Here is a 23,042-nt window from a genome sequence, read left to right on the forward strand (position 1 = left end):
GCTCCTTAGGCTTCGATGCTCAGGCCGTATTCGGCAGAAGCGTCCTGCAGCCACAGCCACCAGTAATCGGCGAAGCTGCGGCGAATCACCAGCTCCCAAGTGTCTTCTGCAGTGCGGCGGATCACCAGTTGCGACTTGGCGAACACGGTGCCCACGGCCTTGCCCACCGGGAAGTTGTTCGGGTGAACATCATAGCTGGTGGATTTCATCAGCACGTCGCGCACATTCGGGCCGCGCAGTTCCAGCAGGCTTTGCCCGCCACTGACATTGACGACCTGAATGTGCTGGCCTTCAAGGGCCGCGCGCAGCTTTTGCTCCGCTGCCAGCTCCTGGCCGCCGGGCACGATCAGCAGCCACTCATCTGGGCCGACCCATTGCAGCGACATGTCCTTGTTGGCGACCACGGTCAGCGCCACGGGCAGCTCCAGGCCAAGGGCCTTGTGCACGCCGGCGGCGAATTCCGGGTTATGGCCATCACCACGCAGGGTGAGGTGACCGAGGAACTTGCGTTCACGCAGGGTCACGCCTGCGTTCTTGCGGCCTTTGCCTACCAGGCTGGCCAGGTCGGCATGGTGCAGTGGCGACTGGGCTTTGGCCTCGGCGCCGGGGTTTTGCTGGAAGACGTTGATAGCGCTCATTTCTTACCTGCCTTGAATTCTGGATTCGACCACGATGCCTGCGGGAGACGGCCATCCTGTGGGAGCGGGCATGCCCGCGAATGCGATGTTGAATTCACCGCCCTCTTCGCGGGCACGCCCGCTCCCACAGAGACCTCATTCCACGCCTGGCACCGGTTGGACCGGGGGGCCTTAGACGTTCTGCCGCTCACCCTTCGGATCGAAGAACACCGAAGACACGATTTCCGCCTCGATCACGCTGCCATCCGCCTGCGGCGAGTAGACACGCTCGCCCATGCGCTTGAGGCCGCCTTTGACCACACCCATGGCGAACGAGTAGCCCAGGGAGTTGGACGCGTAGCTGGAGGTGACGTGGCCGACCATGTCCATCGGGATTGGCTGTTTCGGGTCGAACACCAGTTGGGCGCCTTCCGGCAGCCACTTGGTCGGGTCGACCGGTTTCAGGCCCACCAGCTGCTTGCGGTTCTCACGTACGCAGTCTTCGCGGTTCATGCCACGCAGGCCGATCCACGAGAACGGCTTGTTGCGGCCAACGCACCAGCTCATGTTCAGGTCGTCCGGGTTCATCGAACCATCGGTGTCCTGGCCCACGATGATGAAGCCCTTCTCTGCACGCAGTACGTGCATGGTCTCGGTGCCGTACGGGGTCAGGTTGTACTTCTTGCCGGCCTCGATGATCTGTTCCAGCACGCCCATCGCGTAGTTGGCCTGCACGTTCACTTCGTACGACAGCTCGCCGGTGAACGAGATACGGAACACGCGGGCCGGCACGCCACCGACGTTGCCTTCCTTCCAGGTCATGAACGGGAAGGCTTCCTTGTCCATGTCGATGTCGGTCAGCTCGCTCAGCAGCTTGCGGCTGTTAGGGCCGGACAGGGTCATGGTGGCCCAGTGGTCGGTGACCGAAGTGAAGTACACCTTCAGCTCTGGCCATTCGGTCTGGTGATACAGCTCCATCCACTGCAATACGCGGGCAGCGCCGCCGGTGGTGGTGGTCATGATGAAGTGGTTGTCGCCGACGCAGGCGGTTACGCCGTCGTCGAAGACCATGCCGTCTTCCTTGCACATCAGGCCGTAGCGGGCCTTGCCCACGTCGAGCTTGGTCCAGGCGTTGGTGTAGATGCGGTTGAGGAACTCGCGCGCGTCCGGGCCCTGGATGTCGATCTTGCCCAGGGTCGAGGCGTCCAGCAGGCCCACGCTGTCGCGCACGGCCTTGCATTCGCGAGTCACGGCAGCATGGATGTCTTCACCGGCTTTCGGGAAGTACCACGGGCGCTTCCACTGGCCGACGTCTTCGAACTCGGCGCCGTTCTTCACGTGCCAGGCATGCAGGGCAGTGAAGCGCACGGGCTCGAACAGGTGACCACAGTGACGGCCCGCTACCGCGCCGAAAGTAACCGGCGTGTAGTTGGGGCGGAACATGGTGGTACCCATTTCCGGGATGGTGATGCCGATCGAACGGGCGGCGATGGCCAGGCCGTTGATGTTGCCCAGTTTGCCCTGGTCGGTACCGAAGCCCAGCGCGGTGTAGCGCTTGACGTGCTCGACCGACTCGAAGCCTTCACGGGTGGCCAGCTCGATGCCGGCGGCGGTCACGTCGTTCTGCTGGTCGACGAACTGCTTCGGCCCCTTGGTGCCTTTGTCGTGCGGCACCAGGAACAGTGCCACGGTGGCCTCTTCCTTGCGCGCCACGGTTTTTGGCAGGGTGCCGACAGTGGCCTTGAAACCGGCCTCGGTGGCTGCGCGGACGCCGCCTTCGAAGCCATCGGCAATCACATCGCCCAAGGCATACACGCCGTTGATACCACCGACGCACTCACGCTTCTGCGGCGCATCGCCCGGCACGAAGCCAAGGATATCGTCACGCCATACCGGGCGACCGCCCAGGTGCGAAGCCAGGTGCACGATCGGGCTGTAACCGCCCGAGGACGCGATCAGGTCGCACTCAAGGACTTCGCCTGGGCTGGTGACTTTGTGTGCCTGCACATCAATCGCCGCCACACGGGCGCCGGTGACGTGCTTGCTGCCTTTGGCCTCGACCACGGCGCTGGAGGTGAGGATGCGAATGCCTTTGGCACGCGCTTCTTCAACCAGCGAGCCACGTGGGTTGTGGCGGGCGTCGGCGATGGCGACCACTTGCAGGCCTGCGTCGTGCCAGTCCAGCGCGGCGCGATAAGCGTGGTCGTTGTTGGTCGACAGTACCAACTTGCGACCCGGCGCCACGCCATAGCGGCGAACATAGGTGGATACAGCACCGGCCAGCATGTTGCCCGGCACGTCGTTGTTGCCGTACACCAGCGGGCGCTCGTGGGCGCCGGCAGCCAGTACCACGCGCTTGGCGCGAACGCGGTGCACGCGGTGGCGAACCTGACCGATCGGGGCGCGATCGCCGAGGTGGTCGGTGAGGCGCTCGTGAATGGTCAGGAAGTTATGGTCGTGGTAGCCGTTGACCGTGGCACGTGGCAGCAGGGTCACTTCCGGCAGGCCTTCCAGCTCTTTGACCACGGCGTTGACCCACTCGGCAGCAGGCTTGCCGTCGAGGGTTTCGCGGGTGTCGAGCAGGCTGCCGCCGAACTCTTCCTGCTCGTCAGCCAGGATCACGCGGGCACCGCTACGCGCAGCGGCCAGTGCGGCAGCCAGGCCAGCAGGGCCGGCACCGACGATCAGCACGTCGCAGTGCCGGTTCATGTAGTCGTAGCTGTCAGGATCGTTCTGCAGCGGCGCACGGCCCAGGCCGGCGGCTTTACGGATGTACTTCTCGTAAGTCATCCAGAACGATTTGGGGTACATGAAGGTTTTGTAGTAGAAGCCCGGCGGCATCATGCTGCCGCCGACCTTGCCGAGGATGCCCATGACGTCGTTGTTGACGTTCGGCCAGCCGTTGGTGCTGGTGGCGACAAGGCCCGCGTACAGTGCCTGCTGGGTGGCGCGCACGTTGGGGATCTGGGTAGCTTCGCTGGAGCCGATCTGCAGGATGGCGTTCGGCTCTTCGGTACCGGCGGCGATGATGCCGCGCGGGCGCGAGTACTTGAAGCTACGGCCGACAATGTCGACACCGTTGGCCAGCAACGCGGCGGCCAGGCTGTCACCGGCATAACCCTGGTAGGTCTTGCCGTTGAAGGTGAAGTTCAGGACCTTGCTGCGGTCGATACGGCCGCCGCTGGCGAGGCGATAGGTCTGGCTCATACTTTTTCCCCTTGGCCTTTGACGGTCGACGCGGCGCTGGTGGCTTTGCCGCTGGCGGTCACTTGCGGCTTCTCGCCAATCTTGTAGGTTTCCAGAATTTCGTAGGTCACGGTGTCACGGGTGACGTTGAAGTACTGGCGGCAGCCGGCAACGTGGTCCCACAGTTCATGGTGAATACCGCGCGGGTTGTCACGGTAGAACATGTAGGTACCCCACTCCTCGTCGGAGCAGGCGTTAGGGTCCAGCGGGCGGGCGATGTGTGCCTGGCCAGAGGCGTGGAACTCTTCTTCGGAGCGCAGCTCGCCGCAGTGGGGACAGAAAATATGCAACATGACGGTGTCTCCGGTTAGTGGGCGACGGCGGCGGCGCCGTGTTCGTCGATCAGTGCGCCGTTGTAGAAACGGTCCATGGAGAACGGCGCGGCCAGTGGGTGCATTTCGCCCTTGGCCAGGCTCGCGGCGAAGACGTTGCCCGAACCGGGGGTCGCCTTGAAGCCGCCAGTACCCCAACCGCAATTGAAGAACATGTTCTTGACCGGGGTTTTGGTGATGATCGGGCAAGCGTCCGGCGAGGTGTCTACGATGCCGCCCCACTGGCGGTTCATGCGAACACGCGACAGGTTGGGGAACATCTCGACGATGGCCTGCAGGGTGTGCTCGATCACCGGGTACGAACCGCGCTGGCCGTAGCCGACCCAGCCGTCGATACCGGCACCGATCACCAGGTCGCCTTTGTCGGACTGGCTGATGTAGCCGTGTACGGCGTTGGACATGATCACGCTGTCGATGATCGGCTTGATCGGCTCGGATACCAGCGCTTGCAGCGGGTGCGATTCCAGCGGCAGGCGGAAGCCGGCCAGCTTGGCCATGTGCCCGGAGTTACCGGCGGTGACCACGCCGACGCGCTTGGCGCCGATGAAGCCTTTGTTGGTTTCCACACCGATGACCGCGCCGTTTTCCTTGCGGAAGCCGATCACTTCGGTTTGCTGGATCAGGTCGACGCCCAGGGCGTCGGCAGCGCGGGCGAAGCCCCAGGCCACGGCATCGTGACGGGCAACGCCACCACGGCGCTGTACGGTGGCGCCGAGGATCGGGTAGCGGGTGTTCTTCGAGCAGTCCAGGTACGGGATTTCGGCCGCAACCTGGGCAGTGTTCAGCAGCTCGCCATCCACGCCGTTGAGGCGGTTGGCGCTGACCCGACGCTCGGAGTCACGCATGTCCTGCAGGGTGTGGCAGAGGTTGTAAACACCGCGCTGGGAGAACATCACGTTGTAGTTGAGGTCCTGGGACAGGCCCTCCCACAGCTTCATGGCGTGCTCGTACAGGTGCGCCGACTCGTCCCACAGGTAGTTGGAACGCACGATGGTGGTGTTACGGGCGGTGTTGCCGCCGCCCAGGTAGCCCTTCTCGATCACGGCGACGTTGGTGATGCCGTGCTCTTTGGCCAGGTAGTAGGCCGTGGCCAGGCCATGGCCGCCACCGCCGACAATGACCACGTCGTAAACCTTTTTAGGGGTTGGCGTGCGCCACATGCGCTGCCAGTTTTCGTGGTGGCTGAGGGAGTGCTTGAAAAGGCCGAAGCCCGAGTAACGTTGCATGGTGTGTGACTCCACTCAGCGGTAGACAGGGAAATCTGCGCACAGGGCCGCGACGTTCTTCGCCACATCGGCTTCGACGTCTGCGTCACCGAGGTTGTCGAGGATGTCGCAAATCCAGCCAGCCAGGGCCACGCACTGGGCGACCTTGAAGCCGCGGGTGGTGACGGCCGGGGTGCCGATACGCAGGCCCGAAGTGACGAACGGCGACTGCGGGTCGTTCGGCACGGCGTTCTTGTTGACGGTGATATGCGCACGACCCAGGGCGGCGTCGGCGTCTTTGCCAGTCAGGCCCTGACGGATCAGGCTGACCAGGAACAGGTGGTTGTCGGTGCCACCGGAAACCACATCGTAGCCACGGTCGATGAACACCTGGGCCATGGCCTGGGCGTTTTCGATCACTTGCTGCTGGTAGGCCTTGAATCCAGGCTCCAGCGCTTCCTTGAAGCACACCGCCTTGGCAGCGATCACGTGCATCAGCGGGCCACCCTGGGCACCCGGGAATACAGCGGCGTTCAGCTTTTTCTCGATCTCTTCGTTCGACTTGGCCAGGATCAGGCCGCCACGCGGACCGCGCAGGGTCTTGTGGGTAGTGGTGGTGACCACGTCGGCGAACGGGATCGGGTTCGGGTACAGGCCAGCGGCAACCAGGCCGGCAACGTGGGCCATGTCGACGAACAGCAGTGCGCCCACCTTGTCGGCGATGGCGCGGAAACGTGGGAAGTCGAGGGTCTTGGAGTAGGCCGAGAAACCGGCAACGATCATTTTCGGCTTGTGCTCGACCGCCAGGCGCTCGACTTCGTCGTAGTCGATCAGGCCGGTGTTGGTGTCGATGCCGTACTGGACTGCGTTGTACAGTTTGCCCGAGGACGACACCTTGGCGCCGTGGGTCAGGTGACCGCCGTGGGCCAGGCTCATGCCCAGGATGGTGTCACCGGCTTGCAGCAGGGCCAGGTAGACCGCGCCGTTGGCCGACGAGCCGGAGTGCGGCTGGACGTTTGCGTAGTCGGCACCGAACAGCTGCTTGGCGCGCTCGATGGCCAGGGCTTCTACCTTGTCTACGTGCTCGCAGCCACCGTAGTAACGCTTGCCAGGGTAGCCTTCGGCGTACTTGTTGGTCAGGCCGCTGCCTTGGGCCTGCATGACGCGCTTGCTGGTGTAGTTCTCCGAGGCGATCAGCTCGATGTGATCTTCCTGGCGCTGTTCTTCGGCATTCATCGCCGCCAGCAGTGCATCGTCGTAACCCTGGATCTGGTCTTGCTTGCTGAACATTGTGTATCTCCCGGCAGCGATCGTTTTTTGTCGTGGGGCACTGTGGCCCTTTGTGGCGATGTTATGACTGGTGGGGCCGGGTCAGATGCCTGCGCACGCCTTGCAATGGCGCGTTTACGACATTCGCTGTTGTGCTGTTTGCGCTGGCCCTTTCGCGGGTGAACCCGCTCCTACAGTGATTGGCGTTTGCAGGACCATTGTGGGGGCGGGCGCGCCCGCGAAGGGGCCGGCACAGTAATGAACAGAAATCGCTGCACGGGTTGTATAGGCAAGTGCTGAATCGATGGTTTAGAGTGCTGATCTGCGTCGTTCACAGGACCGTGCCATGACAGACAAGAGCCAACAATTCGCCAGCGACAACTATTCCGGTATCTGCCCCGAAGCCTGGGTGGCGATGGAGAAAGCCAACCGCGGCCACGACCGCGCCTACGGCGACGACCAGTGGACCGAGCGTGCATCGGAGTACTTCCGCAATCTGTTCGAAACCGACTGCGAGGTGTTCTTCGCCTTCAACGGCACCGCGGCCAACTCCCTGGCCCTGGCATCCCTGTGCCAGAGCTATCACAGCGTGATCTGCTCCGAGACCGCCCACGTCGAAACCGACGAATGCGGTGCACCGGAGTTTTTCTCCAACGGCTCCAAGCTGCTGACGGCGGCCAGCGTCAACGGCAAGCTGACGCCACAGTCGATCCGCGAAGTGGCGCTCAAACGCCAGGATATCCACTACCCCAAGCCGCGCGTGGTGACCATTACCCAGGCCACCGAAGTGGGCACGGTGTACCGCCCCGACGAGCTGAAGGCGATCAGCGCCACCTGCAAGGAGCTGGGCCTGAACCTGCACATGGACGGCGCACGCTTTACCAATGCCTGTGCGTTCCTGGGCTGCAGCCCGGCCGAACTGACCTGGAAGGCCGGTGTGGATGTGCTGTGCTTTGGCGGCACCAAGAACGGCATGGCGGTGGGCGAAGCGATTCTGTTCTTCAACCGCCAGCTGGCCGAAGACTTCGATTATCGCTGCAAGCAGGCCGGGCAACTGGCGTCGAAGATGCGCTTCTTGTCGGCGCCCTGGGTCGGGCTGCTGGAAGATGGCGCATGGTTACGCCATGGCAACCACGCCAATCATTGCGCGCAACTGCTGGCATCGCTGGTCAGTGACCTGCCGGGGGTAGAGCTGATGTTCCCGGTGGAGGCCAACGGGGTGTTCCTGCAGATGCCAGAGCACGCCATCGAGGCGCTGCGGGGCAAGGGCTGGCGCTTCTATACCTTTATCGGCAGCGGTGGCGCGCGCTTCATGTGCTCGTGGGATACCGAAGAAGCGCGGGTGCGTGAGCTGGCGGCGGATATCCGCACGATCATTGGTGGCTGAGCGAGAGCCGGGGCCGCCGTGCGGCCCCTGCGATCTAGAGCCTGAACCCACCCATCTGCCGCGCCAGGTCATCAGCCAACCCACGCAACGCCTGGCACTCCTCGCGGCACCCTTGCACCTCCGCCGCCGTCTCACGCGCCAAATCGGAAATCCCCTGCACCGTCCGGTTGATTTCCTCGGTCACCGCCGACTGCTCCTCGGTAGCCGTGGCCACCTGATGGTTCATGTCGCTGATGTGCTCTACCTGGTCGGTAATCGCGCTTAGCGATGCCCCGGTGCGCTGGCTCGATTCCACGCCACTGCCGGTCGCCTGCTGCCCTGCCTGCATTGAACTCACCGCCGAACCTGCACCTAGCTTCAGGCGCTGGATCATCTGCTGCACTTCATCGGTGGACAGCTGTGTGCGCCGGGCCAACGTACGTACTTCATCGGCCACCACAGCGAACCCGCGCCCCATCTCCCCTGCCCGCGCGGCCTCGATGGCAGCGTTCAACGCGAGCAGGTTGGTCTGCTCGGAAATGCTGCGGATTACCGCGAGCACTTCATCGACCGAGGCGACTTCGTCGGCCAGCTGGCTGACCGCATCGGCCGCCTTGCCGATGTCGCCCGACATGCCCTCGATGCCACGAATGGATCGTTGCACCACCTCGCGGGCCTGCAACGCCTCGTCTCGTGCCGACTGCGACGCCTGGGCCGCATCGCCGGCATTGCGGGCGATGTCCTGCACGGTCAGGCCCATCTCGTGTACAGCAGTGGCGACCATTTCGGTCATCTCCTGCTGGCGCCCGGAGCGCTCGGCGGTGTTGTCCACCACCTGGGTTACCTGCTCCACGGCCCGTCGCAGCCGCTCGGAGGTACTCAACACCTCGCCGATCAGGCTGCGTTGGCTGTCCAGGAAGCGGTTGAAACCACGGGCCAGGTCACCCAGCTCATCCTGACGCGAATCGTCCAGGCGGTGGCTGAGATCACCCGCTCCACTGCCAATCTGAACCAATGCGGCGGTAACGCGGCGGATCGGCCGCACCAGGCCACGCGCCAGCAGTACCACCAACAGCAGCGACACCAACGCGACGGCGCCACCGATCAGGCTGGTCAGCCAGACGGCCTGATGCATTTGCGCGTAAATTTCCGACTCTGGCACTTCGGCCACAAGGGTCCAGTTGAGGTCGCGCAGCGGCAGGCCCAGCGCCAGGTAGCGCTCACCGTCACGGCTGAAGCGGCTGCTACGCAGGCTCTCGCCTCCGGTCATGACGCCTTTGGCTGCGTCCGCGCCAAGCTGCTCGGCAAGCTGGCGCTTGCCACTGAAGGCAGCATCGGGATGCACCTGGATCAGGCCATCGTTGCGGACCAGGAACACCTTGCCGTGCTCGCCAAAGCTGAAGTCGTGGATCAGCTTCGATAACTCGGTCATGCGCAGGCCCATGCCGGCCACACCCACCAGCTTGCCTTCCTTTTCCACGCGGTAGTCGATGAACAGAGCCAGTTCGCCGGTGGCACCATCGATGTCGATGTTGATGAAGCGCTCGGCGCCGCTGTCGATGTAACCGTAAAACCACTTGTCCTTGGGGTTGCTGCGGCTGAGGGTGCGGTCCAGGCCGTTCTCGTTGTAGTAGTGGCCGGTTTCGGTCGAGGCGAACAGCGTAGTAAAGGCGTGGTTGCGCTGTTTGGCGGCGGCCAGGTATTCGATGAATTGGGGTGCCTGCGCGGGATCTTCACCGGCAGCAAGCCAGTCGCGCAGCAGGGTGTTACCGGCAATGTCCGCGGCAGCAACCAACGGTTGGCCCAGCATGCGCTCGATGTCGTTGCGGATAGCCTCGATGCTGGCTGGCAGGGCAGTGTCGACCAGGTAGCGGTCGGTGAGGCGGTTCAGCGCCACAGTGAAGATAATGACCACCACCAGGATGCTCGCCAGCAGGGCAGCGCCCATGCTGGTGATCAATTGCAACTGGATGCTCTTACGCCAGATACGCATGCCCCTACTCCCCGCACATTATTGTTTTGCGGAAAGTGTATACACTTGCGTATCCAGTTAATCCAGTGATCTGAAGCAATCAGATGCCCCCTGTAGGAGCGGGTTTACCCGCGAATGCGGTGTTGAAGCCACTGACGCATTCGCGGGTGAACCCGCTCCTACGGGGGGACGGTGTAAGGCCTTATTGCTCAGCGATGGTCCGCACGATGGCATCCACCGTGGCGTCGATCTGCGCTTGAGTTCGCGCAAGGGTCTGCTGATGCTCCTTCTGCAGCTCAACCTGCTTGGAGCACAGGTTAAGGGCAGCCAGCACCAGCAGTTTGTCACCGATCAAGGTCGGGTACTGACGCTTGGTCTCGTTAAGGGCTTTGTTGAGCATCCGTACCGCCTGGGCCAGGGTTTCTTCCTGGCCTTCGGGCGCCTTGATCGAATAGTCGATGCCGAGGATCGACACGACATTGATCGGCTGCTCCTGCAGTCTCATGCGCCAACAACGCCCGCGCTGGCGCGCTCGACCAGGGCCTGGATGCGTGCTGCGGTAGCGCCGTTCTTCTCTTCCTGCTCCATCAGCGACAGCTGCAGGGTTTCGTTCTCTTCCTTGGCCTGGGCCAGTTCCTGGCCAAGGGCGGTGTTCTGCTCGATGAGTTGAGCGTTTTTCTGCATCAGGTCGCTGACCAGTTGCTCGATTTGATTCAGGGAAGCTTCCAGCATGGGTCTATCTCAGGTTGTTGCGAGGGGCACACACGATAAAGAAAAGTGCGCCCTATCGCCATTAAATATCGGATTCATAAGGTGTCGAACCCGCAGATTGACAGGGCAATCGACCCCTTGTTCCGACCTGGATCAACCGCCGGTCAGGAAAAGGTTCGCGGTCGCACCATTTTCCCCGGACGCATTCAAGACTGGCCAGTCACGACCGATAGCCCGGCAAGTCATATTTTGTCGCTCTTTTCCCACTTGCCTGGATCCTCCTCTCCATGTCCCTACGCAACATGAATATCGCCCCCCGCGCGCTTCTCGGCTTCGCTCTCATCGGCCTGCTGATGCTCGGCCTTGGTATCTTCTCTCTGGTGCAGATGGGTAACATCCGCCAGGCGGGCGTTGCCATCGAGCAAGTCAGCGTGCCCAGCATCAAGATCCTCGACGAACTCACCGCGCTGAACCTACGCATGCGCACGCTTTCCTACCGCCTGCTGCTCAACCGCGAGCCGGCAACCCAACGCGATACCCTCGATATGCTGGACCAGCGCAACAGCCAGATCGACCGTGCACGCCAGGCCTACCTGCCAATGATCGTCGCCGCCGACGAACAGGCAGCATTCGACCAGTACGGTCAGTTGCTCAACCAGTACCGCCAGCTGGAATCGCGCATGCGCACACTGAGCCAGGCCGATCGCCTGGATGAATTGCGTGACCTGCTCAACCGCGACCTGCTGGCCAACTCCGAGCAGATCAACAAGGTCATGGACACCTTGGTACGCATCAACACTGACCAGACTCGCGCCACCAACGAAAAAGCCGCCAACCAGTATGCCGGCGCTTTCGCCCTGGTGATCGGCCTGCTGGTTGCCGCCACCGTACTGACCTTCGCCTGTGCCTTCCTGCTGACCCGCAGTATCGTCAAGCCGATCGAAGAAGCACTCAAATGCGCCGAGCAAGTCGCCGACGGCGACCTGACCCACGTCATCCGCGCAGAGGGCACCGACGAAGCCGCCCGGCTGTTGCGCGCCATGGCGCGCATGCAGGACAAGCTGCGCGATACCTTGCAGCAGATCGCCGGCTCCGCCACCCAGCTGGCCTCGGCGGCAGAAGAGTTGAATGCCGTCACCGACGAAAGTGCCCGTGGCCTGCAGCAGCAGAACAATGAGATTGAACAGGCCGCCACTGCAGTCACTGAAATGACCAGTGCGGTGGAAGAAGTGGCGCGCAATGCCGTGAGCACTTCAGAAGCCTCCAGTGAAGCCAGCCGCTCCACCGGTGATGGTCGTGACCTGGTGATGGAAACCGTGGGTGCGATCGAGCGCATGAGTGGTGATGTGCAGGCCACCGCCAAGCTGATTACCCACCTGGCAGAACAGTCGCGCGACATTGGCAAGGTGCTTGACGTGATCCGTGGCCTGGCCGACCAGACCAACCTGCTGGCGCTCAACGCAGCCATCGAAGCCGCGCGGGCCGGTGAAGCGGGCCGTGGTTTTGCCGTGGTCGCCGATGAAGTGCGGGCACTTGCCCATCGTACACAACAGTCGACCAGCGAAATCGAGCGCATGATCGGCAGCATCCAGGGCGGTACGGAAGAGGCGGTAGAATCGATGCGCACCAGCACCGAGCGTGCGGAGTCGACACTGAACATCGCCCGTGGCGCGGGCATGGCACTGGACACCATCGCCGGCGCGGTGGCGCAGATCAACGAGCGCAACCTGGTGATTGCCAGTGCGGCGGAAGAGCAGGCCCAGGTAGCGCGGGAAGTGGACCGCAACCTGGTGAACATCAACGACCTGTCGGTGCAGAGTGCTACCGGGGCGCATCAGACCAGCGCGGCGAGTGCCGAGCTGTCGCGCCTGGGGGTAGACCTCAATGGCCTGGTAGCCCGGTTCCGCACCTAGAAGCAGTCGCGGGCACGCCCGCTCCCACAAGGTTCACCGCAGTCCTGAAGATAGCGATGACCCTGTGGGAGCGGGCGTGCCCGCGAAGAAGCCAGACTGGCCACTGGATCAGTAATCGATCCGCACATCCCCTTTCGGCACGCTGCAGCACGACAGGATGTAGCCCTCGGCTTCGTCCTCTTCGGTAATCCCGCCGTTGTGCTCCATTTCCACCTCGCCGCCCAGTTTGAGCACCTTGCAGGTGCCGCAGATACCCATGCCGCAGGCTTTCGGGATCATCAGGCCAACCTTGGCTGCCGCCGCATGCACGGTCTCGCCCGGGGCGATGCGGATGCTCTTCTCGCTGCCGATGAACTCCACCAGGTTGAGGTCGGAAACATCCAGCTCAGGCGCATCGGCTGCCTGCTCGGCGTGCTCCACCGCATCAGCCTTGGCCTCTGGCGGCGTGGCACCGAACGACTCTTCGTGATAATTCTTCATGTCGAAGCCGACCGCTTCAAGCATGCGCTTGACCGCCGTCATGTACGGCGTCGGGCCGCAGCAGAACACAACACGCTCCATGTAGTCGGGCGCAATCAACTCCATTAGCCGCTGGTTCAGGTAACCGCGGTAACCCGCCCACGGCTCACCCAGCCCGTGCTTCTCGCAAATGATGTGCAGGCTGAAGTTGGGGATGCGCGACGCCATCTGTTCCAGCTCGCGGTGGTAGATGATGTCTTTCGGCGAACGGGCGCTGTGGACGAACACCATGTCGACGTTGGCATTGGTGTCGTAGAACCAGCGCGCCATCGACATCACTGGGGTAATACCGACGCCGCCCGACAGGTACAGCACCTTGCCAGCAGGGAAGTCGATGGCGTTGAACAGCCCCACCGGGCCGTGCACCGGCAGCTCGGCGCCTTCGTGCATGGTGTCATGCAGGAAGTTCGACACCAGGCCACCCGGCACGCGCTTGACGGTGATCGAGAAGCTGTAGGGCACTGACGGCGAACTGGAGATGGTGTAGGACCGCATCACGGGCTTGCCTTCGATCTCCAGCTCCAGGGTAACGAACTGCCCTGGCTTGAAGAAGAACATGATCGGCTGGTCGGCCATGAAGCAGAAGGTGCGCACGTCCCAGGTCTCCTGGATGACCTTGACGCAGCGCACAATGTGGCGGCCATTGGCCCAGGTCTGGGTAGTGACCGGATTGAGGAAGGTATCGGACATGTTCATCTCCAGCGGCCGACTATGGCCCTTTTCATGGCATCGATAATGCGCAAGCTGAAGACGACGCACATTCCTGCCTGCGACATCGACGTGCTTATCGCGACCAGCCCCGTGGCACAAGGGCTGGCGCGTCGTTATTCAAATCGGCCATGTCGCCCATGGATACGGTTCGCGGCGTCTTCGGACGCACACTCCACGGCAAAAGAACTAGCTGTTTTATCTGAAGCAGCCTTGCGGCACCACAACAACGATTAGCCACCTTTTGCCGGCCGCATACGGCCCCGAGGAATACACGATGGACGTCACCGCAACCCTGAGCCTGGGCGATCCACTTGAACCCGCACGCAAGGCTACCGCCGAGATGTTGCAGACCCGCGAGCGCACCTACTCGCTGCCCCAGCCTTTCTACACCGACGAGCGTCTGTTCCAGATCGACATGCAGGAGATCTTCCATAAAGAATGGTTGATCGCCGGCATGACCTGCGAGATCCCGGCCAAGGGCAACTACATCACCCTGCAGATCGGCAAGAACCCGATCATTGTGGTGCGCGGTGCCGAAGGCAAGGTGCATGCCTTCCACAACGTCTGCCGCCACCGCGGTTCGCGCCTGTGCGTCAGCGAGAAAGGCAAGGTGGCCAAACTGGTGTGCCCATATCACCAGTGGACTTACGAGCTGGACGGCCGCCTGCTGTTCGCCGGCACCGAGATGGGTGCTGACTTCGATATGAACCAGTACGGCCTCAAGCCCGTGAACGTGAAGGTGGCCGGCGGCTACATCTTCATCAGCCTGGCGGAAAATCCGCCTGCCATCGACGAGTTCCTGGCCACGCTGGACCATTACATGGAACCGTACGACATGGAGAACACCAAGGTGGCGGTGCAAACCACCTTGATGGAAAAGGCCAACTGGAAACTGGTGCTGGAAAACAACCGCGAGTGCTACCACTGCAACGGTTCGCACCCGGAACTTCTGCAAACCCTGCTGGAGTGGGACGACACCAACGACCCGCGCGCCAGTCAGGAATTCAAGGACCATGTGGCCGCCTCCGCCGCTGCCTGGGAAGCCGAGAAGATCCCGTACCTGCACAAGAGCCACGGCCTGCGTAACCGCATCGTGCGTATGCCGCTGCTCAAGGGCACCGTGTCGATGACCATGGACGGCAAGCAGGCCTGCCAGAAGCTGATGGGTCGCATCAAGAACCCGGACCTTGGCTCGATGCGCATCCTGCACCTGCCGCACTCGTGGAACCACTGCATGGGCGACCACATGATCGTGTTCACCGTGTGGCCGATCAGCGCCCAGGAGACCATGGTCACCACCAAGTGGCTGGTGCATAAGGATGCCGTGGAAGGCGTGGACTACAACCCCGAGAACATGCGTAAGGTGTGGGACGCCACCAACGACCAGGACCGCCGTCTGGCCGAAGAGAACCAGCGTGGGATCAACTCCACGGCGTACCAGCCGGGCCCGTATTCGAAGACTTACGAGTTTGGTGTGGTGAACTTCATTGACTGGTACAGCGGGCGCGTGCTGAACAACCTGGGGGCAGAGCCGGCGCCATACCTGAAAGAAGTGCAGGCGCAGTAGTAACTGATGCACCCGCCATGCTTCGGCAGCAGACCGAAGCATGGCGCTTTCACACCACTGCATCTCAAGGCTGTACTCCCGTACGTATCTCATAAGCCACCGGCTGTATGGGATAGCGCCGCTCGGCAGACGACGTTGCCAATCCGTAAAGCTCATAAGCTGACAAAACTGTGGCGAATGAGGCCACCCCAAAATCAACCCAGGCCAACACCTCGGATTCCGGTGTAATCAACCGCGCGGTAGCCGTACCAATACTCAATGAAGCGCTGATGCCTCCAGCGGCCGACACCACCTTATCCGCTACAGACCATCGTGCGACCGCATGCTCGGACGTGCCGTATGTGAAAACCCCTGAGCGGCTCGCCGGGTAACCACTATTGAGGGCGAAGTCTCGCCCTGTACGGTAGTTCCGGTACATTTTCACGGCACTTATACCTAGATTGATCACTCCCGTGACAAGGTTTCGGACTGGCGCGATGATTGCGGGGAAACGACCACTAGGGTCAGCAAAGTTGACAGGGTCACCTTGGCAGTAGGCGTAAGCATTGAGCCCCCCCTTTCCGAACGGGCTTAGCACGTCAGGGCTTATGAAGCGCCTGAGGCTCGGGCGGTAGAAGCGATGGCCATTGCCCAATGGATAGCTACCTGTCAACGGATCCAGGTGCTGGCCACAGAAAGCCAGCGCTGATACCGGGACTACACGCATGCCACCGTACGGCGAGTAGGCGCGAGGCTCGTGATATCCCGCACCCAATACCGATTGCTGCTGGTCGATGTCAAGCAGGCATGTCGTCATGGTTATCCACACTACTTGCACGATGTGGATAGGGTAATGAGCGATCGTGTGCTTGCGTACTGGCAAAAATGCCAGGCCGCATACTGATCATTATTTGATCATATTGGCCGAGCCCGCATTATCACTGGGCTACAGCGGAGTTCATACACCTTGTCCACAGAGACACCAACAGACTTTGTGAGCAACCAAGCAATTTTTTGCAATCGGGCTGTGGATAAACGGCTCAAGGCCCTGATTTTCAAGAATCGAGTAGGATCTGAGCGAAACTGATCATTTTTTGAACAAACTCCTCCACACCTTCAACGACGCAGCCTGCAGCCGTAACCGAACAGATTATCCACAGACCGGCTAACAGCGATTGTGGGCAAAATCAGCAAAATGCTGACATACGCACAGACGAAGACTGGAAGCGTGCATGATCGTTTTTTGATCAAAACCTTGGAGAGCCTGTCACAAAAGGCCTGTAGACAGGCACAAACACTTTATCCACACCTTGGCGAACAGATTTGGTGGGCAAAAGTGCTCGCTCGATGCTGAGTACTGAATGAGGGGAGCGCCCTTGCCGGGACGCTCCCAAAAAGAGACCTCTAGCCCTCCTGCTTCAGCGCAGGACACCCTCTTCCACCAGCAGCTTGAGGATCGCCTCAGCGCCTTCCTGCGGCGAAACGTCCTTCAGCACCTTGCCACCACCGCCACTGGCCTTGGCCGTCGCGGCCTTCATGCGGTCGGCGCCACTCTTGGCCTTGATCACCTTCAAGCGCTTGGGCCGTGGACGGGCCGGTTGCAGCTCGGCTTCAGCCAACAGCTCATCTTCGACAATGGCCACGTTACGCGCCGCCAATACCCCCCGGCGCGCAGGCCCAAAAGCGCTCTGGCGCGGTTTGGGCGCCGCGTTATCCACAGTCGCCAGCAATGGCAGACGCACCTTCAAGCGACGCCGCTGGCCACGCGGCAGAGCCTGCAACACCTGGGCGGTACCGTTGTCGATCGACTCCACTTCGGCCAACCCGACAATCAGCGGCCAGCCGAGCTTTTCGGCCAGCAGGAACGGCAACATGCCCGACCCCTCGCCAGTCTCGGCCTGGCTGCCGGTCAGCACCAGTTGGGCCCCGGCGTCGCGCAGATAATCGCCCAGCACGCCCAGCACATCGGCCCCGGCCGGTTGCTCCAGCACGTCGAGGTGGTCCAGGCCCATGCCCAGGTAAGCGCGCAAGGCCTCTTCCTGTGGATTGCCCGCATGCACCACCTGCAAGTTATCCCCAGCCAGCTGCAAACCCAGCTCCACGGCACGGGCATCCTGCTCGGCGCGGCGGGCGCGGCCAGAGCTGGGGTGGGCACCAATGGAAACCAGGCTGATCACTTTCGTACTCATGCTCGTGCCCTTATGCCGCGTCGCGCTGGCCGCCGCTGCGGTAGTTGTCCACAGCCTCGATCAGCGCCTTGAGAATCGCCGAGCTGTCGCCAATCACCGACAGGTCAGCCCGTTTGATCATGTCGCAGCCCGGATCCATGTTGATCGCCACCACCTTGTCGCAGGCACCGATACCCTGCAGGTGCTGGATCGCACCCGAGATACCCACAGCCACATAGACACGCGCGGTAACCCAGGTACCGGTAGCCCCCACCTGGCGGTTGCGCGGCATGAAGCCATCGTCCACTGCCACCCGCGAGGCACCTTCGGTAGCGCCGAGGGCTGCGGTGGCCTTGTGGTACAGGTCCCAGTCCTTGACACCGTTGCCGCCCGAGACGATGAACTCCGCTTCGGCCATGGCAATGGTGGCCGGGTCGACGGCCACCGAGCCAAGGTCTTCGATGCGCGGCAGGCTGCGCACCACGCTTGTTGACAACTCCACCGGCAGCGCTTCGTGAAGGGTTTCGCTGACCGGCTCGGCGCACTCGGCAGCCGCCAGGATCAGGCGCGGCACAGTGCGTTGCAGGTCTTGCTGGCCGGCGCCGGCGCGGCCGATACACTGGCCGTCCTTGACCTGCCATACCCGGGTTGCCGGGCGCTCGCCCAGCGCGGCGCCCAGGCGCCGACCCAGTTCGCCGCCACCGGTGCGGCTGTCAGGCAGCAGCCAGTGGCGCGGCGCGAACTGGTTATCCACAGCCCGCAGGCCTTGCACCAGTTGCTCCGGTGCATAACCTTCAAAGGCCTCGCCTTCGATAACCAGCAGCCGATCGACACCGGCTGTGGAAAAGTTGCTTTCCTTGTGCTCGTTGAACACCACGGCCAGCACCGCGCCGTCGCTGCCGGCCAGGCTGTGGGCCAGGCCAAGCAGGTCGCGGTCGTGGCTGCTCAGGCGGCCGCCAACCATGTCAGGCACGACGGCAATGTAGAACGCCGGCGTCGCCACCTGGTGCAGTGGCAACTTGACCTCGGCTGCTGCCGTGCGCCGCCCGCCCGCGCCGGTGCCCTGCTGGGCGCCGCTGCGGTCGATGCGCTTGATGCCGGCCGGGCCGACAAAGCCTGCGGCAATCGCATGTGGGTTCTTGCGGATGATGCCGTTGGGCCCCATCCAGCTGGTCTGTTGCGTCTGCATCGCGGCATGCAGCGGGTGCAGACGGTTACGGGCGATCCACTCGGCGCGTGGATCGCGGCGGATAATGTCGCTCATCAGTGCACCTCCGCAGGTTCACGTTTAGCCGTTTGCGGCTTTGGGACAGTGGATGCGTCCTCCTCGATCAGCACGTCGGCCACCAGTTCGGCCAAGTCCTTGATCTGTGGGCGCGGTTCGACCACGCCTTCAAGCATGGCGGTGCACTGCGGGCAACCCACGGCTACCAGCTCGGCCTCGGTCTCACGAATGTCGTCCATGCGCATATCGGGAATACGCTGCTTGCCAGGGATGTCAGTGATCGGCGCACCGCCACCACCACCGCAGCAACGGGAACGGAAGCCCGAGCGTTGCATCTCGCGCACCTCGATACCCAGCGCCTTGAGCACTTCGCGCGGGGCTTCGTACTCGCCGTTGTAGCGGCCCAGGTAGCACGGATCGTGGTAGGTGACACTGCCGCCCTTGTGCTGGCCAAGGTTGAGCTTCTTGGCCGCGATCAGTTCGGCGATGTAGGTGCTGTGGTGCTGCACCTGGTAGTCACCGCCCAGGGCGCCGTATTCGTTCTTCAGCACATGGAAGCTGTGCGGATCGCAGGTGACAATGCGCTGGAACTTGTACTTGGCCAGGGTCTGGATGTTGCGCTTGGCCAGTTGCTGGAAGGTTGCCTCATCGCCCAGGCGGCGCGCCACGTCGCCGCTGTCGCGCTCTTCCAGGCCGAGTACGGCGAAGTCCACACCCGAGGCTTTCAATACTTTGACAAACGAACGCAAAGTACGCTGGTTACGCATGTCGAAGGCACCATCACCGACCCAGAACAACACTTCGGTCACTTTCACTTCAGACAGCAGCCGCAGGTTAAGGTCGGCAGCCCAGTTCATGCGCCCGCCGGGGGCGAAGCCGCCAGGATTGTCGGTGGCGATCAGGTTGTCCAGCACCTCGGCGCCCTTGTTCGGGGTGGCGCCCTTTTCCAGGGTGAGGTGGCGGCGCATGTCGACGATGGCATCGACGTGCTCGATCATCATCGGGCACTCCTCGACGCAGGCACGGCAGGTAGTGCAGGACCACAGCGTCTCGGCGTCGACCAGGCCATTGACGATCGGCTGGTGTGGATTGCCACCGTGTTCGCCGATTGGTTTGCCAGGGTATGGGCTACCGGCGAATTGCGCGTCAGTGCCACCGGCAAGGCCGATGACCATGTCCTGGATGAGTTTTTTCGGGTTCAACGGCTGGCCAGCGGCAAAGGCCGGGCACATGGCTTCACATTTACCGCACTGCACGCAGGCATCGAAGCCCAGCAGCTGGTTCCAGGTGAAGTCCACCGGCTTTTCCACGCCAAGGGGTGCGTTCGGGTCTTCCAGATCCAGCGGCTTGAGGCCGGTGGAGCGGCCGCCGCCGAAGCGATCGGCACGGCGGTGCCAGGCCAGGTGCAAGGCACCGGCGAAGGCGTGCTTCATCGGGCCGCCCCAGGTCATGCCAAAGAACAGCTCCGACACACCCCACAGCACGCCCAGGCCCAGAATGGCGACCATCACCCAGCCACCGGTGTTGGCCGGCAGGATTCCGGCGACCGGCAGGGTGGCAATGAAGAAGCTCACGGCGAACGCCAGCAAACTCTTCGGCAGGCGCATCCACGGGCCCTTGGACAGACGAGAGGGCGGGTTGAGGCGGCGTTTGAAGACAAAGATGGCACCGGTGAACATGATCACCGTGGCTACCAGCAGTGCATAGCCGAGGATCTTGCTCTGCAGGCCAAAACCATGCACCAGAATGGCCAGCACAGCAGACAGCACAAAGCCGCCCGCAGTGGCCACGTGGGTCTTGGACATGTATTTGTCGCGCTCAACCACGTGGTGCAGGTCCACCAGGTAGCGGCGCGGCATGGCCAGCAGGCCGCCGATCAGGTTGACCTTGGACGGCCGGCCACGGCGCCACATGCGCACCCGGCGCAAGGCACCGAGCACTGCCAGGCCAAGGGCAGCGAACAGCAGGATGGGTAGAAGGGTGTTCAACATGGGAGGCTCCCACAAACAGCTGGATTCTTGCGCCGACCAGAGGGCGAGACTGGCCCCATGTAAGAGCGGGTTCACCCGCGAATGCGTCCGGTCAGGCAACAGTGTTGTCAGTGCTGACGCATTCGCGGGTAAACCCGCTCCTACAGGGATCGCGCCCGATGGCGGCGACTGTTAACGATCAGAAGTCCTTGCACAGGCGCAAGGCGTCGTAGATCGCCGCATGCACGTTGCGCTGGGCCACGCAGTCGCCGATGCGGTACAGCAGGTAGCCTTCGCCCGGCTGGCTGAGGATCGGCTGTGGCTTGATGGCGAACAGCGCCTCCACGTCGATCTGGCCCTTGTTGCGCGAACCTTCCTTGAGCGCGTAGTACAGCTCTTCGTCAGGGCGCACGCCGTTTTCAACCACGACTTGATCGACCACGCGCTCTTCCTTGGCGCCGGTATATTCGTTCTCCAGTACCGCCACCAGCTTGTCGCCTTCGCGGTAGACCTTTTCCAGCATCATGTCGCCGGTCATGATCACTTCTTTGGGGTACATGCTGCGGTAGTAGGTGGGGAAGGTGGTACCGCCCATGGCCACACCTGGCTTGATGTCGTCGGTGACGATCTCGACCTGGCTGCCCTTGTCGGCGATGAAGTCGGCGACCGACATACCGGTGAATTCGCAGATGGTGTCGTACACCAGCACGTTCTTGCCCGGCGCTACCTTGCCATCGAGCACATCCCAGCTGCTGACCACCAGCCCTTCAGCGGCGCCCCAGTGCTCGTTCTGCTCCAGGAACGAGTGCCCACCTACGGCCAGCACGATGACGTCCGGGCGCAGATCCTGGATGGCGGCCACATCAGCGGCAGTGCCCAGGCGCAAGTCAACTTTCAGGCGAGCCAGCTCAAGCTGGTACCAGCGGGTAATACCGGCAATCTGGTCACGCTGCGGGGCCTTGGCGGCAATGGTGATCTGCCCGCCAATCTGGTCCCTCTTCTCGAACAGGGTCACGTCGTGGCCGCGTTCAGCAGCCACGCGGGCCGCTTCCATGCCGGCAGGGCCTGCGCCAACCACCACCACCTTGCGCTTGACGCCGGTGGTCTTCTCGATGATGTGCGGCACACCCATGTACTCACGGGAGGTGGCGGCGTTCTGGATGCACAGCACATCCAGGCCCTGGTACTGGCGGTCGATGCAGTAGTTGGCACCGACGCACTGCTTGATCTGGTCGATCTGGCCCATCTTGATCTTGGCGATCAGGTGCGGGTCGGCCATGTGCGCACGGGTCATGCCGACCATGTCCACGTAGCCGCCTTCAAGGATGCGCGTGGCCTGGTTCGGGTCTTTGATGTTCTGCGCGTGCAGCACCGGGACCTTGACCACCTCCTTGATACCGGCTGCCAGGTGCAGGAACGGCTCCGGCGGGTAGCTCATGTTGGGGATGACGTTGGCCAAGGTGTTATGAGTATCGCAACCCGAGCCGACCACGCCGATGAAGTCGAGCATGCCAGTGGCGTCGTAGTAGGCAGCGATCTGCTTCATGTCCTCGTGGCTGAGGCCATCAGGGTGGAACTCGTCACCGCAGATACGCATGCCCACGCAGAAGTCGTCACCCACTTCGGCGCGTACGGCTTTCAATACTTCCAGGCCGAATTTCATGCGGCCTTCAAAGGTGCCGCCCCATTCGTCGGTACGCTTGTTGACCCGTGGGCTCCAGAACTGGTCGATCATGTGCTGGTGCACTGCCGACAATTCCACGCCGTCCAGGCCGCCCTCTTTGGCGCGACGCGCAGCCTGCGCGTAGTTGCCGATTACCCGCCAGATCTCTTCCACCTCGATGGTTTTGCAGGTGGCGCGGTGCACAGGTTCGCGAATGCCCGATGGCGACATCAGCGTCGGCCAGTTGAAGCCGTCCCAGCGCGAGCGACGGCCCATGTGGGTAATCTGGATCATGATCTTGGCGCCATGCTTGTGCATGGCGTCGGCAAGGTTCTGGAAGTGCGGGATGATGCGGTCGGTCGACAGGTTGACCGATGCCCACCATTCCTGCGGGCTGTCGATGGCCACCACCGACGAGCCGCCACAGATGGCCAGGCCGATGCCGCCCTTGGCCTTCTCTTCGTAGTACTTCACATAGCGGTCGGTCGTCATGCCGCCGTCAGTGGCGTAGACCTCGGCATGCGCGGTGCTGAGCACACGGTTGCGGATGGTCAGTTTGCCGATCTGGATCGGCTGGAACATTGCTTCGAATGCCATGACGCTATCTCC

The 23,042-nt window shown here is 62.5% G+C and carries 17 protein-coding genes and 1 pseudogene; 3 read left to right on the top strand and 15 right to left on the bottom strand.

The annotated features are described in order from the left end of the window. Positions 1 to 5 precede the first annotated feature (5 nt). The 5 genes from ACF8O8_RS09670 to ACF8O8_RS09690 form a co-directional block, all read right to left on the bottom strand. A complete protein-coding gene (locus ACF8O8_RS09670; RefSeq protein ID WP_003255677.1) occupies positions 6 to 638 on the bottom strand; it encodes a sarcosine oxidase subunit gamma in 633 nt (210 codons plus the stop codon). Between the two features lie 171 nt (positions 639 to 809). Continuing rightward, complete coding sequence (locus ACF8O8_RS09675) at positions 810 to 3,824, bottom strand: sarcosine oxidase subunit alpha (protein ID WP_003255678.1); 3,015 nt, start codon at positions 3,822 to 3,824, stop codon at positions 810 to 812. Further along, a complete protein-coding gene (locus tag ACF8O8_RS09680) occupies positions 3,821 to 4,156 on the bottom strand; it encodes a sarcosine oxidase subunit delta (protein WP_010951682.1) in 336 nt (111 codons plus the stop codon). Before ACF8O8_RS09680 ends, ACF8O8_RS09675 begins: the two co-directional genes overlap by 4 nt. A gap of 14 nt (positions 4,157 to 4,170) precedes the next feature. After that, positions 4,171 to 5,421, bottom strand: a complete 1,251-nt coding sequence (locus ACF8O8_RS09685) for a sarcosine oxidase subunit beta family protein (RefSeq protein ID WP_003255680.1) — start codon at positions 5,419 to 5,421, stop codon at positions 4,171 to 4,173. A gap of 15 nt (positions 5,422 to 5,436) precedes the next feature. Further along, complete coding sequence (locus tag ACF8O8_RS09690) at positions 5,437 to 6,690, bottom strand: serine hydroxymethyltransferase (RefSeq protein WP_003255681.1); 1,254 nt, start codon at positions 6,688 to 6,690, stop codon at positions 5,437 to 5,439. A 325-nt stretch (positions 6,691 to 7,015) separates the two neighbouring features. Here ACF8O8_RS09690 and ACF8O8_RS09695 point away from each other — a divergent pair, with 325 nt between their 5' ends. After that, a complete protein-coding gene (locus ACF8O8_RS09695; protein WP_010951681.1) occupies positions 7,016 to 8,056 on the top strand; it encodes a low specificity L-threonine aldolase in 1,041 nt (346 codons plus the stop codon). 34 nt (positions 8,057 to 8,090) lie between these two features. Here ACF8O8_RS09695 and ACF8O8_RS09700 read toward each other — a convergent pair whose 3' ends face one another. The 4 genes and pseudogenes from ACF8O8_RS09700 to ACF8O8_RS09715 form a co-directional block, all read right to left on the bottom strand. Next, positions 8,091 to 8,828 (bottom strand): methyl-accepting chemotaxis protein, encoded by a 738-nt coding sequence (locus tag ACF8O8_RS09700; protein ID WP_370588310.1) that lies wholly within the window; start codon positions 8,826 to 8,828, stop codon positions 8,091 to 8,093. Positions 8,829 to 8,954: 126 nt separating this feature from the next. After that, a pseudogene (gene mcpH, locus ACF8O8_RS09705) lies at positions 8,955 to 10,028 on the bottom strand (methyl-accepting chemotaxis protein McpH); the annotation flags it as partial. A 181-nt stretch (positions 10,029 to 10,209) separates the two neighbouring features. Next, positions 10,210 to 10,512, bottom strand: coding sequence for a cell division protein ZapA (locus ACF8O8_RS09710; RefSeq protein ID WP_003255684.1), 303 nt, complete (start codon positions 10,510 to 10,512; stop codon positions 10,210 to 10,212). Next, on the bottom strand, positions 10,509 to 10,739 hold the full coding sequence (locus ACF8O8_RS09715) for a hypothetical protein (protein ID WP_003255686.1): 231 nt from the start codon (positions 10,737 to 10,739) through the stop codon (positions 10,509 to 10,511). The genes ACF8O8_RS09710 and ACF8O8_RS09715 overlap by 4 nt, the downstream gene beginning before the upstream one ends. Positions 10,740 to 11,005: 266 nt before the next feature. Between ACF8O8_RS09715 and ACF8O8_RS09720 the strand changes: the two genes are divergently transcribed. Then, the gene (locus tag ACF8O8_RS09720; RefSeq protein ID WP_392509599.1) at positions 11,006 to 12,631 is read left to right on the top strand and encodes a methyl-accepting chemotaxis protein; all 1,626 of its coding nucleotides are present in this window, start codon (positions 11,006 to 11,008) and stop codon (positions 12,629 to 12,631) included. A gap of 108 nt (positions 12,632 to 12,739) precedes the next feature. Here ACF8O8_RS09720 and gbcB read toward each other — a convergent pair whose 3' ends face one another. Next, entirely contained in the window at positions 12,740 to 13,840 is a 1,101-nt protein-coding gene (gbcB, locus tag ACF8O8_RS09725) for a glycine-betaine demethylase subunit GbcB (RefSeq protein ID WP_049588084.1), read from the bottom strand. A gap of 295 nt (positions 13,841 to 14,135) precedes the next feature. Here gbcB and gbcA point away from each other — a divergent pair, with 295 nt between their 5' ends. After that, positions 14,136 to 15,428 (top strand): glycine-betaine demethylase subunit GbcA, encoded by a 1,293-nt coding sequence (gene gbcA / locus ACF8O8_RS09730; protein WP_010951677.1) that lies wholly within the window; start codon positions 14,136 to 14,138, stop codon positions 15,426 to 15,428. A 64-nt stretch (positions 15,429 to 15,492) separates the two neighbouring features. On the opposite strand, the gene ACF8O8_RS09735 is transcribed toward gbcA, so the two are convergent. The 5 genes from ACF8O8_RS09735 to dgcA all read right to left on the bottom strand — a co-directional run bounded on the left by ACF8O8_RS09735 (position 15,493) and on the right by dgcA (position 23,030). Then, a complete protein-coding gene (locus ACF8O8_RS09735; protein WP_010951676.1) occupies positions 15,493 to 16,224 on the bottom strand; it encodes an RHS repeat-associated core domain-containing protein in 732 nt (243 codons plus the stop codon). A gap of 601 nt (positions 16,225 to 16,825) precedes the next feature. After that, positions 16,826 to 17,596, bottom strand: a complete 771-nt coding sequence (locus tag ACF8O8_RS09740) for an electron transfer flavoprotein subunit beta (protein ID WP_010951675.1) — start codon at positions 17,594 to 17,596, stop codon at positions 16,826 to 16,828. Between the two features lie 10 nt (positions 17,597 to 17,606). Beyond that, the gene (locus tag ACF8O8_RS09745; RefSeq protein ID WP_392509600.1) at positions 17,607 to 18,839 is read right to left on the bottom strand and encodes an electron transfer flavoprotein subunit alpha/FixB family protein; all 1,233 of its coding nucleotides are present in this window, start codon (positions 18,837 to 18,839) and stop codon (positions 17,607 to 17,609) included. After that, positions 18,839 to 20,791, bottom strand: coding sequence for a dimethylglycine demethylation protein DgcB (gene dgcB / locus ACF8O8_RS09750; RefSeq protein WP_392509601.1), 1,953 nt, complete (start codon positions 20,789 to 20,791; stop codon positions 18,839 to 18,841). The genes ACF8O8_RS09745 and dgcB overlap by 1 nt, the downstream gene beginning before the upstream one ends. 178 nt (positions 20,792 to 20,969) lie before the next feature. Continuing rightward, a complete protein-coding gene (gene dgcA, locus ACF8O8_RS09755; protein WP_003255697.1) occupies positions 20,970 to 23,030 on the bottom strand; it encodes a dimethylglycine demethylation protein DgcA in 2,061 nt (686 codons plus the stop codon). Positions 23,031 to 23,042 lie beyond the last annotated feature (12 nt).

The sequence above is a fragment of the Pseudomonas sp. TYF_14 genome, from assembly GCF_043105275.1.
GTDB lineage: Bacteria > Pseudomonadota > Gammaproteobacteria > Pseudomonadales > Pseudomonadaceae > Aquipseudomonas > Aquipseudomonas alloputida.

Coding starts and splice junctions, on each gene's coding strand:
- ACF8O8_RS09670 (WP_003255677.1), bottom strand. CDS start 638: ATGAGCGCTATCAACGTCTTCCAGCAAAACCCCGGCGCCGAGGCCAAA.
- ACF8O8_RS09675 (WP_003255678.1), bottom strand. CDS start 3,824: ATGAGCCAGACCTATCGCCTCGCCAGCGGCGGCCGTATCGACCGCAGC.
- ACF8O8_RS09680 (WP_010951682.1), bottom strand. CDS start 4,156: ATGTTGCATATTTTCTGTCCCCACTGCGGCGAGCTGCGCTCCGAAGAA.
- ACF8O8_RS09685 (WP_003255680.1), bottom strand. CDS start 5,421: ATGCAACGTTACTCGGGCTTCGGCCTTTTCAAGCACTCCCTCAGCCAC.
- ACF8O8_RS09690 (WP_003255681.1), bottom strand. CDS start 6,690: ATGTTCAGCAAGCAAGACCAGATCCAGGGTTACGACGATGCACTGCTG.
- ACF8O8_RS09695 (WP_010951681.1), top strand. CDS start 7,016: ATGACAGACAAGAGCCAACAATTCGCCAGCGACAACTATTCCGGTATC.
- ACF8O8_RS09700 (WP_370588310.1), bottom strand. CDS start 8,828: ATGACCGAAATGGTCGCCACTGCTGTACACGAGATGGGCCTGACCGTG.
- ACF8O8_RS09710 (WP_003255684.1), bottom strand. CDS start 10,512: ATGAGACTGCAGGAGCAGCCGATCAATGTCGTGTCGATCCTCGGCATC.
- ACF8O8_RS09715 (WP_003255686.1), bottom strand. CDS start 10,739: ATGCTGGAAGCTTCCCTGAATCAAATCGAGCAACTGGTCAGCGACCTG.
- ACF8O8_RS09720 (WP_392509599.1), top strand. CDS start 11,006: ATGTCCCTACGCAACATGAATATCGCCCCCCGCGCGCTTCTCGGCTTC.
- gbcB (WP_049588084.1), bottom strand. CDS start 13,840: ATGTCCGATACCTTCCTCAATCCGGTCACTACCCAGACCTGGGCCAAT.
- gbcA (WP_010951677.1), top strand. CDS start 14,136: ATGGACGTCACCGCAACCCTGAGCCTGGGCGATCCACTTGAACCCGCA.
- ACF8O8_RS09735 (WP_010951676.1), bottom strand. CDS start 16,224: ATGACGACATGCCTGCTTGACATCGACCAGCAGCAATCGGTATTGGGT.
- ACF8O8_RS09740 (WP_010951675.1), bottom strand. CDS start 17,596: ATGAGTACGAAAGTGATCAGCCTGGTTTCCATTGGTGCCCACCCCAGC.
- ACF8O8_RS09745 (WP_392509600.1), bottom strand. CDS start 18,839: ATGAGCGACATTATCCGCCGCGATCCACGCGCCGAGTGGATCGCCCGT.
- dgcB (WP_392509601.1), bottom strand. CDS start 20,791: ATGTTGAACACCCTTCTACCCATCCTGCTGTTCGCTGCCCTTGGCCTG.
- dgcA (WP_003255697.1), bottom strand. CDS start 23,030: ATGGCATTCGAAGCAATGTTCCAGCCGATCCAGATCGGCAAACTGACC.